Origin of the sequence: Paenibacillus sp. FSL P4-0081 (assembly GCF_000758565.1) — a bacterium.
GTDB classification, from domain to species: Bacteria; Bacillota; Bacilli; order Paenibacillales; family Paenibacillaceae; genus Paenibacillus_AQ; species Paenibacillus_AQ phytohabitans.
On sequence record NZ_CP009280.1, the window covers coordinates 6,408,855 to 6,423,162 of the forward strand.

General features: G+C 52.8%; 21 protein-coding genes. All 21 read right to left on the reverse strand.

Annotation, left to right across the window (positions count from 1 at the left end):
- Window positions 1–17 precede the first annotated feature (17 nt).
- Genes P40081_RS36730 through P40081_RS27340 form a run of 21 tightly spaced genes read right to left on the reverse strand, consistent with a single transcriptional unit; the run spans window position 18 to window position 14,276 of the window.
- Window positions 18–1,775 (reverse strand): hypothetical protein, encoded by a 1,758-nt coding sequence (locus tag P40081_RS36730; RefSeq protein ID WP_052422038.1) that lies wholly within the window; start codon window positions 1,773–1,775, stop codon window positions 18–20.
- Between the two features lie 10 nt (window positions 1,776–1,785).
- The gene (locus tag P40081_RS27250) at window positions 1,786–2,397 is read right to left on the reverse strand and encodes a putative phage tail protein (RefSeq protein ID WP_042139324.1); all 612 of its coding nucleotides are present in this window, start codon (window positions 2,395–2,397) and stop codon (window positions 1,786–1,788) included.
- A gap of 3 nt (window positions 2,398–2,400) precedes the next feature.
- Window positions 2,401–2,742, reverse strand: a complete 342-nt coding sequence (locus P40081_RS27255; protein WP_081970163.1) for a hyaluronate lyase N-terminal domain-containing protein — start codon at window positions 2,740–2,742, stop codon at window positions 2,401–2,403.
- Between the two features lie 12 nt (window positions 2,743–2,754).
- On the reverse strand, window positions 2,755–3,777 hold the full coding sequence (locus tag P40081_RS27260) for a DUF2793 domain-containing protein (RefSeq protein ID WP_042139325.1): 1,023 nt from the start codon (window positions 3,775–3,777) through the stop codon (window positions 2,755–2,757).
- 1 nt (window position 3,778) lies between these two features.
- Window positions 3,779–4,192 carry a hypothetical protein gene (locus tag P40081_RS27265; RefSeq protein WP_042139326.1) on the reverse strand — a complete coding sequence of 138 codons (414 nt, stop codon included), beginning with the start codon at window positions 4,190–4,192 and terminating at the stop codon, window positions 3,779–3,781.
- 3 nt (window positions 4,193–4,195) lie between these two features.
- On the reverse strand, window positions 4,196–5,293 hold the full coding sequence (locus tag P40081_RS36735; RefSeq protein ID WP_052422039.1) for a baseplate J/gp47 family protein: 1,098 nt from the start codon (window positions 5,291–5,293) through the stop codon (window positions 4,196–4,198).
- Window positions 5,286–5,648: a DUF2634 domain-containing protein gene (locus tag P40081_RS27275; protein ID WP_042139327.1), complete on the reverse strand. Its 363-nt coding sequence runs from the start codon at window positions 5,646–5,648 to the stop codon at window positions 5,286–5,288. Before P40081_RS27275 ends, P40081_RS36735 begins: the two co-directional genes overlap by 8 nt.
- Window positions 5,636–6,049, reverse strand: a complete 414-nt coding sequence (locus P40081_RS27280; RefSeq protein ID WP_042139329.1) for a Gp138 family membrane-puncturing spike protein — start codon at window positions 6,047–6,049, stop codon at window positions 5,636–5,638. Before P40081_RS27280 ends, P40081_RS27275 begins: the two co-directional genes overlap by 13 nt.
- Window positions 6,046–6,840, reverse strand: coding sequence for a phage protein (locus P40081_RS27285; protein ID WP_052422040.1), 795 nt, complete (start codon window positions 6,838–6,840; stop codon window positions 6,046–6,048). The genes P40081_RS27280 and P40081_RS27285 overlap by 4 nt, the downstream gene beginning before the upstream one ends.
- A complete protein-coding gene (locus P40081_RS27290) occupies window positions 6,833–7,153 on the reverse strand; it encodes a phage baseplate plug family protein (protein ID WP_042139330.1) in 321 nt (106 codons plus the stop codon). Before P40081_RS27290 ends, P40081_RS27285 begins: the two co-directional genes overlap by 8 nt.
- Complete coding sequence (locus P40081_RS27295) at window positions 7,153–7,677, reverse strand: phage baseplate protein (RefSeq protein ID WP_042139331.1); 525 nt, start codon at window positions 7,675–7,677, stop codon at window positions 7,153–7,155. Before P40081_RS27295 ends, P40081_RS27290 begins: the two co-directional genes overlap by 1 nt.
- On the reverse strand, window positions 7,664–10,192 hold the full coding sequence (locus P40081_RS27300) for a phage tail tape measure protein (RefSeq protein ID WP_042139332.1): 2,529 nt from the start codon (window positions 10,190–10,192) through the stop codon (window positions 7,664–7,666). The genes P40081_RS27295 and P40081_RS27300 overlap by 14 nt, the downstream gene beginning before the upstream one ends.
- A 47-nt stretch (window positions 10,193–10,239) precedes the next feature.
- Window positions 10,240–10,434 carry a hypothetical protein gene (locus P40081_RS38770; RefSeq protein WP_156118714.1) on the reverse strand — a complete coding sequence of 65 codons (195 nt, stop codon included), beginning with the start codon at window positions 10,432–10,434 and terminating at the stop codon, window positions 10,240–10,242.
- Window positions 10,418–10,714: a hypothetical protein gene (locus P40081_RS27305; RefSeq protein ID WP_042139334.1), complete on the reverse strand. Its 297-nt coding sequence runs from the start codon at window positions 10,712–10,714 to the stop codon at window positions 10,418–10,420. Before P40081_RS27305 ends, P40081_RS38770 begins: the two co-directional genes overlap by 17 nt.
- Before the next feature lie 29 nt (window positions 10,715–10,743).
- On the reverse strand, window positions 10,744–11,142 hold the full coding sequence (locus P40081_RS27310) for a phage structural protein (protein ID WP_052422041.1): 399 nt from the start codon (window positions 11,140–11,142) through the stop codon (window positions 10,744–10,746).
- Window positions 11,143–11,154: 12 nt separating this feature from the next.
- The gene (locus P40081_RS27315; protein WP_042139335.1) at window positions 11,155–12,180 is read right to left on the reverse strand and encodes a DUF3383 family protein; all 1,026 of its coding nucleotides are present in this window, start codon (window positions 12,178–12,180) and stop codon (window positions 11,155–11,157) included.
- The gene (locus P40081_RS27320; protein ID WP_042139337.1) at window positions 12,167–12,664 is read right to left on the reverse strand and encodes a phage neck terminator protein; all 498 of its coding nucleotides are present in this window, start codon (window positions 12,662–12,664) and stop codon (window positions 12,167–12,169) included. Before P40081_RS27320 ends, P40081_RS27315 begins: the two co-directional genes overlap by 14 nt.
- The gene (locus P40081_RS27325) at window positions 12,651–12,995 is read right to left on the reverse strand and encodes a hypothetical protein (RefSeq protein WP_042139338.1); all 345 of its coding nucleotides are present in this window, start codon (window positions 12,993–12,995) and stop codon (window positions 12,651–12,653) included. The genes P40081_RS27320 and P40081_RS27325 overlap by 14 nt, the downstream gene beginning before the upstream one ends.
- Before the next feature lie 2 nt (window positions 12,996–12,997).
- Window positions 12,998–13,474, reverse strand: coding sequence for a hypothetical protein (locus tag P40081_RS27330; protein WP_042139339.1), 477 nt, complete (start codon window positions 13,472–13,474; stop codon window positions 12,998–13,000).
- A 9-nt stretch (window positions 13,475–13,483) separates the two neighbouring features.
- Window positions 13,484–14,032, reverse strand: coding sequence for a hypothetical protein (locus tag P40081_RS27335; protein WP_042139340.1), 549 nt, complete (start codon window positions 14,030–14,032; stop codon window positions 13,484–13,486).
- The gene (locus tag P40081_RS27340) at window positions 14,007–14,276 is read right to left on the reverse strand and encodes a hypothetical protein (RefSeq protein WP_042139341.1); all 270 of its coding nucleotides are present in this window, start codon (window positions 14,274–14,276) and stop codon (window positions 14,007–14,009) included. Before P40081_RS27340 ends, P40081_RS27335 begins: the two co-directional genes overlap by 26 nt.
- Window positions 14,277–14,308: the final 32 nt, after the last annotated feature.

The following is a 14,308-nucleotide window of genomic DNA, read 5'->3' on the forward strand; positions in this document are numbered from 1 at the left end:
TTAGGTTGTCTCCTTTCTTATCCCCAGGCTTCCCAGGGGATAGGCCCACTTGCGGGTTGTCTATATGCATACATTGTAAAACCATTAGATTGAATGCTACTGCCAGAACTTGCATCAACGGTAACGTTGTCTTGATATCCGTTACTTATAAAGTTCAATACAAGAAACCATATACCGTTAAAATATCCGTGAGTAACATTGTAAACACCGCTGACGAATCGGCATATAATTACTTTTGGAGTAAATGATAGTCCGTTGACGGTTAATATATTGCTACTTGTATATCCAGCTCCTGAAGCATATTGCTGGGGGAGCAGAGAGCCAACAAGCTGTCCGCCAAAGGCCGTTATACCGCTGCGTACATTAGAAGGAATCAATCCCGCCTCATGTATCCGCAACCAACTGACGCCTGAATAGTAACGGTTTGAAGTCATGCCCAAATAGATATAGGGCAATCCGTTACCGCTGTACGGACCATAACTGGAATTTATAGCTGTTAATTGATCGCTATAATCTGGATTAGTTATAGGCATTGTTCCCGCCGTACCCGCGACTGTATTCCCTACCAGCAATGCTGCAGCAGGGACAGCAACGGCCGCAACTGTTATCGCTGTATCATATATCCCCGCCGCTTTGACAATCGCAGACGGTCCCGGCGTTACCGTACCGCCCGTCTGAACAGTTAGAGATCCAGTTACATCCCCTGCATCTGTAGCTGCCGTTTTCCCCGCGCGAATATCTCCTGCTACCGCAGTACCGGAGCCACCCGCGCTATCTGCCAAAAAATCCGTTCCAACCTTGCGAAACATATAGGGTTTGCCTGCAAGCAGCTTCCCGGCGGCGTATGCGATACCTTTTTGATCTTTCAATGGAATAGCTCCGAGACCGTTCACATTAAGCGTCGGGCCTGCTGTATTTACCAGATTGGGTACAATTGTAATACCAAATCCTTCGGGCAAACTCGCTGGTGCAGGAGTCAAATTAACAGTATAAGCTGCACCAGTACCTGCCGTTATTGAATAAGCAGGCTGCCGCACGTAGTCCACAGTAGGGGACTTCCCATTCAGCTGCCCCTGAATCCCCGAGGTCACCCCATCCAAATACCCGAACTCCGCATTAGACACAACGCCTGTTCCGATCTTGGTCGCATCAATCGCCGCAGCGGCATTAACATCCGCATTCACAATTACCCCAGGTGCAATCGCCGTTACGCCATCCCCTGTACTGGTTACATCACCTGTATGATTAGGGTGTGTGTATACCGTGGCGTTCGTGCCATTGATGGTGATTACTCCGTTAGTGGCCGAATTGGCTACCACATTTGCCCCAGCTGCAACGCCGTCCAGCTTGGACTTATCTCCAGCCGACATAAGGCCAGCAGCTCCGGAGGTTGCGGTTGCTGTCGATGCCTTGGCATTCCAGGTAGACTTTTCCGTATCGCTGACAAAACGGTTTGAAGCATCTTGCGTAATGATCCCCGGTGGATGTGTGGCGGGGTGGACGTAAGCATTTGCCCCGGCCGCAACGCCATCCAGTTTGGATTTATCTCCAGCCGACATAAGGCCAGCAGCTCCGGAGGTTGCGGCTGCTGTCGATGCCTTGGCATTCCATGCGGTCCGCTCCGCAGCCGTGATATGTTTGACTGCATCGGCGGCATGATCCTGGAGAGATTTCACCGATGTGTCTAATAAGTCGGCATTATCGTTAAGGTCGTCAATATCCACCAAATCCGTGCCTTCGGGTTTCTTTAGTCCTAAATTACTTGTTGTCTTCATGCTGTTCCTCCTATCCGTATGTTCTTAACTCATTCCATGTTTTCAGCTTCGCCGCTGCCCACAACAATGATTTCACCGATTCCCAGAACGTGTAAGTATAGGCGAACTCATAGTCAAGGTGCGCTGGCTTTATTTCCTCCAGGATCTGAATCAGTCCGGCCATATTCGGCGGGATGCCCAAAACACCGATAAACCGCACGATAAATTTATATTCGTCCGGAACCTCTTCTACCGACACTTCACCGCCAGAAAATGCGGAAGCTGTTCGCTGGATCATTTGCGGCGTTGTTGTTCCGATGCCGCGCAGCTTCGCCTTGATGATTTCACGGCGGGCAAGGAGTGATTTCGAAGGATCTATAGATAAGCCGAGTTCAGCTTCCCAGCGGGATAAGCTCCATGTAGCAGTGTCTACCCAATTTTGCTGCCTTGTCTCTTCTGCTCGTTGATTCGATACCCCTATTTGCTCAGACAAAATATCTAATAGCTGCCGGAGCTTATCCTGCTTATTGTAAACATCCGGCAATTGCTTACTAATATCCGGTATCCATCCTGGTTCCGGATCGGCGGAATCCGCACTACCTGTATACAGCAACGTGCTATACAGTGAGTCCCCGTAGGCCATCTATCACACCCCCCTGAGCAGGTTCCAGGTCAGAGGACCTTTACTCATGTATTCAGTATGCGTGTGCGCGGCAGGCGGGAAGGTGGGCGGCTTACCGGAAACGCCAGTCCATGGTACAGCATCCGCATTCGCGGCATAATCCACCTTGCCGTCATTATTCGTGTCGTAGATGCTTTTCAGCATATCCCCCGACGTCTGCGCGGCTACCAGGAGCACATTGCCCGAGGCGGCAGTGCCGATATAGAGCTTGCTGGTGTCCGTACAATACCCCAGCTCCCCGACAGCAAGGGTGCCTATAGCAGATTCCAGGCCGCGCCGGATCTGTATTAATACTTCTCTTGCCATAGCTCCAGCCCCCTAAAATGTACCGCCATCAATGGCCGCTACCGTGAGTCGATTACCATTTGCTGCATCATAGACAAGACTGTCACCGTCGATATTGGCTTCGATCCCTGTCGCATTCACCAGGATACCCTTGCCCGGCTTTGCTGCTACGCTTGTAGCCCCTACCACAATCCCGTTTCCGGCTCCCACGGTAAGCGTTACGGTATCCGCTTGCCCGCCGCCCGTAAGTCCATTGCCAGCGGTAACAGTCTGTAGCGCCCCGCCCGTCCGTACCCAGGCGGTTCCGTTCCAGCTGTAAATTTTCTGCTCATCATCCACATAGGCCGTCCAGCCGACGGCGGGAACATAATACACCCAAGCACCGGAAGTATACTCCGCAATCTGACTGGTTTTCCCGGCCCAGGCTCCGGAAGCGCCTGCAGGAATAATGTAGCGGTCCGCCTCTGCTGGACTTACGGGTGGAGCCGTGATGTTCTGATCCTTCACGGATGCCTGCGGCTCAATATTATGCTTGGCAAGCTCGATCTCATTTTTGATCTTTTGGGCGGACCACAAATCCGTGATTGCTATCCCCGTATCATTAATGAGGCGGTGTTTTGTCACATCATCAATATGTGTCTTGATTTCAGCCGCTGTCTTCGTATTGGTGCCGTCCGACACCTTATTCGGATGACCTGCGGTGATGTCCGCCTTAAGCACCTTGCCATAGGTAGCACCATCAGCCACATTATCAATCGTGCCGGTTAGATCGGCCAGCGATAGCACGTTTACACGTATCCAAGCTGATCCGCTGTCAAAATACATATAGCCCACATTGGAGCCGCTCGTAATGTAATACAGCCGTCCGGCAGAAGCCGCAACTGGCCGGGATGCTTCTGTGCCGGAGAGCGCCCGGCCAACCATTGAATTCGATGTGCCGTCCCCGATGTAGATTTCCTTCGTGTCTGTGCAAAAGCCCATTTCCCCGGCTAACAGCGCTCCAAATGTAGCAAGCTGCGCCTTTGTGCCGCGCTTAATCTGTATGGTCTGCGACATGTTACACCCCTCTCGTAAATGATCCGCCGTCTATCCGTCCGTTTGTCTTATACCGCTCCAGCTCGGTTTGCGTGGCCGTGACGGATGCCTGTACAGCGTTAATATCATCGGCCTCCACGGTGTCGCCCGGCGTCTCATACGTCACATAGACTTCCGCCACGCTGGCAAATATCTTGATGGACCGGCGCCACGGTGTGGCGCTCGGCACGGATAATGTCCAATTTGTGATTTCGTCCCCAGTAAAGCGTGACCCGGTGAATACCCGAATGGATGGATTATTGATATTGTCATGCTGCAGCTCGCCGGTATAACTGCCTGCGGATAGTGCAACCCGCTCTTCGATCACATACGGATTTCTGGTCCCGCTCTTGTTCAATTTATCGTAAAACCTATCAATGCTGTCCGGATAAGCCACCTGCTACACCTCCAGTTCCACGGTCCCGATTAGTGGCACTTCTTCAGCGCCCAACGGAACATTGCCCGTGCCGCCGTTTAAGGTAAGCGCGGAGTAATCAATGACTCCCTCTGTCCCGAGCAGCAGCGCCCCAACTACCGCATGGCTGACATAGGTCACACCAAAGGCGGCATTTCCCCGCCAATCCTCGACCTTCTGTTCGAAGGAATTCAGCACAGATTGCAAAGTGTATCCAGCTGCCAATACCACCATTGCCGATATATGGATCGTCTTGGCAACCGCTGCGGCCACCGTTACAACTGCACCAATGGGAGCTTGCCCCTCCCCCTGTCCTGGGGCGGGATCGATGTAAGTTTGAACCTCCTGCACCAGCGCCACCGAAGCAGGTAGTTTATCCGCATCTGCAATGACCACCTTTACGGTCTTCGGACCGGCCCACAACGGAAATACTTTCGAAGCTCCCACGCCAGGAACCTCCCGGCTCCATCTCAGGTAATCGGCTTTGTTGCCGCTTGTCCCGGGATTCTGCCGACGCTGCAGCACCCGTTCCCTGAAAGCCGCATCCGTTTCCCTGTCCCGTCCATCCTGGGTCTGTTCGGCATTCGTGATACTCAGAATGTCCGGATTGGGATTTACAACAATATGGATTGACCCTGCAGGTACATTCCCTGCCTCTCCCATTGCGACGGCCTTAATTTCAACGGTGCCGCTCCCCTCGGCGGAAAGGGTAACCTCTTTGGTTGTTGCAAAGCGGACGCCGGACTCCGTAGCCAACAGAAACCCGGGAAGCAGTTCATAACCCGGTGTGCCGGTTACGGTGATACTACCGGTAGCAAATTCCTCACTATACACCGAGAGTCCGTCGTTCCCTCCAAGTTTATAGAGGATTGCACCGGTTGCCGCGTTAAGGGATGAGGTATTGTATACATCCTCAAGCCTCTCATCCATCAAGCCCAAATGCCAAGCAAACAGGCGCAGGATCATGCCCATAGGCGATTTTTCCGAGGTGTCCAATTCGTCACCAAAGACTTTTTTGGCCTTATCCGTGACAGCAGCTAAAAACTCCGCAAACCGCTGCCGCTTGAAGCCTTGATCATCCACCAATCTCCACCCCTTCCGCTGTAATGATTTCACCATCTGTACCCGTGGCGGTAAAGGATATGACAAGCCGCCGAAGCTTCCGGTCCACCTCAAAAGTAATCGAATCCACCGTCTGCACTCTCGGTTCCTGGAGCAGACCGGACATGATTTCGTCCTGCAGCTCGTCGCGGGACACGCCTTTACCTAAAAATTTTCTATGATCAATGCCCAGCTCCGGGTTTAGAAACCATTCACCCTTTTGGACGCCCAGGATTAACCGGCAGGATTGGGCGATTTCCTCCGGACCGGATACCATTTGTAGTTGTCCGGACGCAAGCACGATATCTCCGGTATCATCAAGCTTTAGAGTGAGCATGGCAGCACCCCCACAATGACGGCATCCATACGGCTGTGCCGCCTCACGGAGTCCGGAACAGCTACTCGCCCGGACAATGCATTTTTGATCTCTGCATCTGCACAAACGACATACACGGTGTCGCCCCGCTCTAGTGCCGGGCGCATGACCGTTTCAAACGGCTGGGGGCCATTGCCGATATCCAGTTCAAATTTCACCTTCTGCCCGGTGACAGGTACAGACATAATCTGTGCCGGTTCAGCTCCGAACAATTTAAGCAAAGGCTGCACTGAGGCTGTCAGCGTCACCCGATCAAAGGAAATCACCTTGCAGGGCAGGGCCACGTTGATGCCGTCCGCCTGCCTTTCCCCATGCTTCCCCAATATATGGGCCAGCGCTCCAGCCGGGTCTGTTTTACTCACATGATCGCCTCCACCTCTGTAATGAAATCGCCGGTATTTGAAAAGGTATGGCTTCCGCCGCGAACGTGCAGCTTACCGGACCACTCCCGGCAGGTCAGATTAATCACGGAAGCCGTGGTAATCCGGCGCTGCAGCTGCGCTTGAATCTTGTAGCCCTTGTAGCCGTTATCCTCGAAGTACTCCGGGCTGCCGATCAGTCCAGTCGCCGGGGACAACGCAAAGACCGCATCCGCGCCGCTGCGCAGGTTGCGGACATAGAGCTTGCTTTGATTGATATAGCAGGAGGTGCCGCAGTCCTTGCAGACCTCCGCAATGATGTCGGTGACCTTTCCCTTCGCCGTATACCCGTCCTGGTATCGGTAATCCTGGTTAAGCATGAGCTGCGCCACCGGCAGGCCGATATAAGCGGCCATCTGTTTAATGATCGCACTGGCAAGCGTCCCTTTGGCAAAGGCAATTTCGGTTACCTCGCGTTTCGTCAGATCCTCGCTATCCAGGACGTTGATCGTCGTCACCTTGTCCACGCCCTCCCAGCGCGTGCGTACCGCCGATATGCGTCCATGTAGAATGAGGCCGAGATCCCCGGTATAGCCCGCGTTAACCATAATCACACCGTTGCGCTTGATGTTATTAATCGTGGTCTGTGCCAGATTCCAGAGCCGCAGCTCGGATTCATTGGGTAGTGCATCGTTGTCAAATGGCACAGTGCCTTCCATGGTGTACTTACTCAAAGCAAAGGACATGTTGCCGGTCATGATCTCCGCGACCCGGCCAAAATTTGTTTTAGCCATCCGTCTCACCGTCCCACACATACAAAAAGACGCTCACTCCGAGCGTCTCCCAGGTTACGGCTGTGCTTTTTTCGGATTGGTCATACGGGACAAGAGGCAACTTCGGAAATCGATTGTCCTGAACATCATAAAAGAGCGTCTGTCCGTAAACCAGCTTTTCCCCGTACACCAGGACTTCCCCATCCCGGCTTAAATCCACCGTGAAGAAATCGTAACTGGAGTTGTAATGAACCTCAAAGGTGAATACTTCTTCCGCCAGGGAGAGTTCAAACCGATACGGGATAAGATCCTTTTCAATTTCAATGTATTCCATTATGCCTCCCACTTGCTGCCGGACTTGAACTTGACCTTTTCAACCTTGTCCTTGTCCTTATCCTTGGCGGCAGCGCCATCTTTAGGCTTGCCTGTGCTGGATTTATCCTTGGTCTGCTTGGTGCCACTGTTTACAATCGGCGCGGCCTGTGCCTTTATGGGAGGCGGCAGCGTATCGACATAAGAAGATGCGGCAATGCGGATCTCTCGCAGCTCCATCGTAAAAGTCATGCCGTTCGCCGTTTTGTAGCTCGTTGGCGTTGATAATCCGGTGATAATGCCGGTAAACGCATTGCGTCCGACATACTTCACAATCTGGCCTTTGTCCTTGGCCGTGATGAGATAAGCCCGGGTTTTCGCAGCATCCGGGCCGGAAATCACACCGGACAGGGATATGGTACGGGCCTGCGGCTGTACATGGTCTACCAGGGTAATGCCCTTCTCCACCGGCTGCTCCGTAGCGACAACCGGGAAGTCTGGAGACTCCTCTTCTACCGTGATGTATTTCCCATCAATTAGCGCCACTCAGTTCCCCTCCCATAATTCGGGATGCGGATTCCAGTATTTCCTGCATTTCTTCACGGATCGCAGCGCGTAAACTAGCGATCGTCTGATTATCCGCTTGCCCCTGTATATTGATATGGATCACCGGATTCACCTCTGCTCTGCTCGTGTTGTTAGTGGTGCGCGCTGGAGCATTCTCAGGCGTGTACTTGGAGTACTCTTCGTTTTCCTTTGCGGTTAAGACGCGTTCCCCTTTGTGTAGTTCTCCGATATATCCATCCCATGGAACATAGGAAAGCCCCTTGGCATGACTCCCATCCGGTTTTGCACCTAAAACCGCATCAGTATCTACAGAAACATTCGCAGTAGCCTTAAATCCAAATGTTCTTTTTACGGAACTCATAAAATCTTTCCCCATTGATTCAACTTTAGAAATGAGAGTTGAAGTCATAGAGCTGACACCATTAATTAATCCCTGGATAATGTTTTCGCCAATGTCGAAGAGGTTGATCCCATCAAAGAACCCCGTCACCTTGCCCCACATTTCAGTAACCGCCGTTAAAAGACTCACGCCCTTACCCTTGATCCCACTGACAATCTGGTCCCATATGCCGGTGATCTTGTTCCACACCTTAGTCATGAGGGAATTGGTGGTCTCAAATACCTTGTTCCAGGCCCCCTTAACCACTCCCCTAACGTTTGTTACCGCGCCGGATATGGTGTCGGTGATCTTGTTCCAAATATCCCGAACTTTGTCCCGCACCGCTGTAAGCATGGACACTGTGGTTGCTCTGATCTTATCCCAATTTTTATACACTAGGAGAGCAATCATAGTAAACGGTCCACCCAAGACGGCCAGAATCGTGATCCCCCATTTTTTAAGGAATGAAGTGACTGCATTGAAGGCCATCATAAAGTATTTCGGAATCGTCACTCTGAAAAAATTCAAAGTGGCCATCGTCGCCGTCTTGATCCCCGCCCACATCTTATCCATGAAGGCCCGGAACTTATCGGAACGCTTGTAGGCGACCACCAGGGCCACACCCAGCCCAACCAGCGCCAAGACGACAAGCATAATCGGGTTCATGGCAAGGACCGCATTAAACGCTGTCTGCACGGCCGTGAATGCCTTCGTGATCCCGCCCCAGGTTTGCGTAGCTAATCCCGCAATCTTGGTTGCCGTGGACACCGTGAACATAATCGTTTTGTAGGTCAACAATGCTGCTGCAATGCCGGAGACAATCGGAATGAATGGCTCCCACTCCACAATCGCTTTACCGACCTCGTAAATCTGCCCGGCGATGTTTTGAATGTCCGGCCAAAGAGCCGCAGCCTGAGCACCAAAGTCCTGCAAATAGGGTATTAATACCTGCACCCAGCCGCTCACCTTTTCAATTGCCATGCCCAGGACAGTGCCAATCATTGCGCCAAAGGCAGCAATTTCCGATTGATGGCTGGATATCCAGGAGCCGAACATACTCAGATACGGCAGCAGTTTTTGCCCGATGGGGATCAATATCCCTGTTTCGATATGCCGTTTAAAGTACTGCAGCGAATCCCCGATGCTCGTAAAGCCGTTAAATAGATTGGCAGCAGAACCCTTGCTTTGATCAAATCCGGTGTTCACATCATCCAGCGCAGAGAATGCTTTCACGCCAAGCTCCTCGAACATTGTCCCAAACAGTCCGATACCGACAGTATTTTGTTGCACCGGGTCCTCGATGTCTGAAATCATGGATACGATATCTTTAAATGCAGCCTTTGCCGCTGGCCCACCGCTGGAAAAGGTCTTCATCATTTTGTTAGCGTCCAAGCCCAAAGCCTGGAAAGATGCTTCTGCGGTGCCTCCAGCTTCAATTGATAGGATACTGAACTCATTCATCGCGTCACCGAGCAGGTCCGTATTTCTCGCTCCGGCTGCCAAGCCATTTGTAAGGTATCCCATGGTATCTTCCATTGTGAAGCCCATGCTCGCAAACGCCTGAGAATACTCATTGATGGAGTCAAGCATGTCGCCTTGTGTGTTTGTGCCGTTCTCCTGGCCTTGGGTCAGCAGGTTAAAAGCTTCGGTACTGGTCACTCCAAAGTTTTTCATGGCGACCGATACCCCGGCAATGGACTCCGTAACATCGCCGTCAAACGCGTCAGCGTATAACATGGACTCTCGGGAAGCCGACTCCAAAGCATTGCCTGTAAGCCCCGTAGCTTTAGCTACAGCAGATATAGAGCCGCCCAGGTCCGCCCAATTCTCGCCAAAATTATCATTGTATAGGTCCATGGCGATTCCTCGCGTGGCTTCCATTTGGTCTGTGGTCTGCCCGGTCGTAAGTTGTACCTTGGACATAGCACTCTCAAAATTGGACGCTGCGCTGAGTGCCGCCGTACCAATTCCGACCATAGCTGTGCCTGCCAAAGCCCCCATGCCGATTACACCCTTGGTTAGTGCCTTGACCTTGCTGTCTGCCTCATCTATTCCTGCACTATTGAACTTAAACCCCACCGCGTACATAAGTGATCCTATAATGCCGCCTGCCATTCACTCACTCCTTTCCAGCAACAAAAATAGACGCCCCAGAGGGACGCCTATGACTTGCTCTTATTCAAATCCTTTTGCTGCTTGATATGGATATCCAAAGCCGCGTTTGCCTCTGCAAGATCCTCATCATCCATGATCAGCAAATCAGAATACGTAATTCCCATATCTGACAGCAGCAAACGCCACTGGCTCCAATTTTCAATCGCGCGGCGTTTGGCTTCGCTCTTACTGATCCTCGGCATCGTCTTCTAGCTCGTCGGCATCGTCTTGCCCAGTGATAAAGGCATACGATTTCCCGATGATCTCAGTCAATTCAGCAAATGATTCGAAATCATCAAGCTTCAGCTTCGGTTCTACCACAACATGTGCAAGCATTTCTTCGGCTAACCGTTCATCGGAAGGAATGCCGTGTTTGTTCTTAATGCGGTCCGTAATTTTGGTGACCGCCCGGACACCCGGGAACTGCAAAGTATACTTACTACCGGATTTTGTTGTTACTTCTTTAAGTTTAAAATTTGCCATGATGAATAAGGCCCCTCTCGAATTTTAGATTAGTTCATGCTCAAATCAAGACATTGGAACTCATACGTTTTGTCGCCTGCTTCAGCCCCGTATTCCCGGTCCGCAGGTTTCTTGAGATATGCCTGTGTGGAAATGTTCGTTTCCTTCGGTGTTCCAGCATAAACAACGGAAACGGGAACCAATTTCCCGCTATTCGCCAAACCGTCCAGGTATGGCACCTGTGGACTGGTGCGCTGCAGAGTGACTGTGATTGTGCCCAAAGGATTGTTCACCTTGCTGCGGGTTACATCCCCTTGAGCACCTACAGTCACCGTAAACTGTTCTTCGTCCTTGACGACAGATACCAAATCCTCGCCGTACCCCGTCAAAAAGACGCCACCCACAATGGTGGTGACGTCCATCGGATCATATGTTTTTGGTTCAGCCACTCTTAACGCCTCCTATACAAATTTAATCGTGCCGCGAATCGCGGCCTTCTGAATCGATCCAGCAATGACAAAATCGAATTGTCCATCTGGATAATTGCGGGCGGCGACCTGCGCCGGGTCCACCTGGGATCTTGGCGGGAATGTCGTATTATACAACGGCACGTTGTCCTCATTCGCAGCAATCATCCCCTGCAAGTAAGCCCGCTGCAGCACCGTACGCACCGCGCTCTCGATCTGTGCAATCCCCCGGTTGTCATACGGAATTTTGGTAAGGGATGCCTGCGCCTGATTAAACAAGTCCTGAACCGCGTACTGAATCGAATACACGATGTAGTCCTGACTATGAATGAAGTCAATAAACTCCCCGCTGACAGACCGTCCGTCACTGGTGACATTTGTCCCCGCTGTGGTGACGTAGGTATTAGCACCCAGCGCGCGAATAGCATTCAGCTCCGTGGCGTCAATGTCTAACGGCGTAATGCCAACCAGCGTCCAGCCCTTCCAATCCACCGATCCCACCGGCAGACTACCAACAGCGCCCACCCATGCCGCATCAGGGTAGTTCGTGATGGTCGTGTGATACATCGGTGCCGTGCGGTCATAATTTTTCGCCTTGATCGTCGCTAAGTCGGCTTTGCTGCTGGTTCGGAACAAAAAGTAACGGGTCTTGTCCGCTTCTACCGCATCGGCGATTAAAATCAAGTCTTCGACCGTGGTTGTGGTCGTAACCAGGAAATGCCAATCCTTAAGAAACAGTGTCGGCAGCAGATCCGCCAGCGTCACGGGGCTTGCTCCAGTCTTGCGGGAAATAATCGCAATCTCTGCTGGCGGATTTTTCTGAGCGAATAATGCGGCAGCTGCCTTGTATTCCTCCGTGCTGGCGGTATAGTCTACCTTCACTGCATCAATATCTGCATAATTCTTAAAATCCTTACCTGCCGCGCTGGCCCCGAGAATCAAGGGCTTACCGAAACCGCCCAGGATAGGCGTCGGTTTAAGCACGGCAATGGTTACTGTAACGTCGCTAATGCTCAACATAATCACTCCTTTGTATTGGTGCTGTCTCGATCCAGCCGGACAGGTTGGTAATCACAAGATCTGTAGCCCGAAATTCAACGTCAAAACCCTGCCGCCGCTCCCACTCTTCACCGATGTTAATATCCCGGTTCTGGATTTCCCCGATCTCGATCACAATAACGTCCAGCGTGTCTTTCAGCAGTTCCCGGCCCGTCACCTTGAACCAGTCACGGGCGCGCATAGCATTGACCATAGCAACGTCTGAATCATCGGCATAACAGTTAAAAGAGACGGTGAATGTCACAGCCTCCCGCCTCTGCTGCTGCCCGGCCTGCTGGGTTATGATCGGTTGGCCCCCGGAGGACTCGAAGCCGCCTACAAAACTGTAAGTCATGAAATCGCCGGGAGGAATGTCCCCGCCGCCGTTCATCTCTATTACCAGCCTGCCGGAAACCAACTCCAGCCCCTCTACAATAGCAACACGGATATCCTCAAACGGGAGCATTGGCGACCACCTTCCGCAGCAGATATTGATTGATGTCGGAATACTCACGGTCTGGCGACTCCTCGACGGTATACTGCACGCCCAGGTACTCGATACGTTCCCCGGTGCTGTGCGTAGCCGTCGTATAGAGCATGCGGTCTGTCTTGGTGTAATTCCCACCCTCCGTGGCCTGTAGGATGGCACTGACCGGCTGTATGCTTCCGCTCCGTTGCACACGCTCCGGTGGGGAGGGCACCCATTTCCCTGTGACCCATGCACCGCCGCTGTCTCGTACCTGGGTATACGGCCGGAAATACTTCCGGACCACGGCAGCAAATCTAAAGCTCCGCATCCTTAATCCCCCTTCGGCACAATGTCATAGGTCAGGGAGTCGTGCAGTTCCTCTTCGCGCTGCAGCAGCTTCCGGGGGCCGGTCTTATGGGCTGCATACCGGGCAGACAATGGCGGCTGCTTGATCCGTTCAAAGTTCTTCTTCATCCGGTCAAGCCCCGTCTCGCCGATCTCGGCAAATAGCTCATCCACCGACTTACGCCCGTGAGCGATTTCTGTCACCCCGGCGCGGACCAGCTTCCCAATGGCGGCTTGCCCCTTCTTCTTGCCCGTGCCGATGAAAGACCGGGCTGGAATGTTCATTTTGATACTGCCGTATTCGTGGACGCCTGCAATCATAGCCAGCTCAGCGTCCCCTTGCATACCAATGCGGACCTTCTGTCCCGCAAGTGGCCGCAGCATTTCGGCCAGCTGCTGCAAGTTATCCTCGCCGCTGACCTGGACACCGACCCGCCGCGCCCGTGCTCTTGAACTTGCCATAGGTTCACCTCACAATTCTGGCCGGATATGCGGGGCTATCAAAGACTTGACCGCCAGAGGCATGTCCGCCTCTGCTGCCGCATACGCAACCGATATATCCCCGACCCGCTCCGAAGCAACTCCTGGCTCCCGCTGCAGATGTTTTGCCATCAGCACGCAAGCATATTCCAGCGTTTCCGGAAGGGTGGACGGGTTTTCCTCCGTGGCATCTTCCGGCAGGACGTAACCGGCGGTGTAGGTCACCGACAGCCCGCGCTCCCCGCCCGGCCAGCCGCAGCGCCGGAAGAACACACCGTTATCCAGTGTCTCCACATCCGTGAACGGGTGCTCCGGCTTCTGATACACGGATATAGAATGAACCGGATAGTTAGGCAGATACAAATACTGCCCGCTCATCCCGTTCACCCGCCCGGTGTACTCCTGGAGCTTGAAGGTCCGGCGGCATTTCTCTTCAATCGCTGCGGAAGCCACGATAAGCAGCGCCGTCAACTCTACATCTTGCAGGTCACCCGTCGGATCAACGCCCAGCAGCCTAGCTTTTGCCAGCGTCGTCAGCATCCGGCGTCACCTCGTCCGCTTTTCCCTTTTCTGACGTCTGCACATCCGGCTCTTTCTCCTTCTTTTCGCCGGATTTCGGGGCATCCTGTGCCTGCGGTTCAGCCGCCAGATAGCCCGCTTCCTGCAGCTCCATGACACGCTCCAGGTCCTTTCCGGGGTACGAAGCGCCCACAATGTAGCGCTTTTGGGTCTCCTTATCCCGGAATACCTTCAGAACCTCATACATTTCTGCTGTTTTAGCCATAATTGGCCTCCTTCTGCCGGATCATCCGGCCA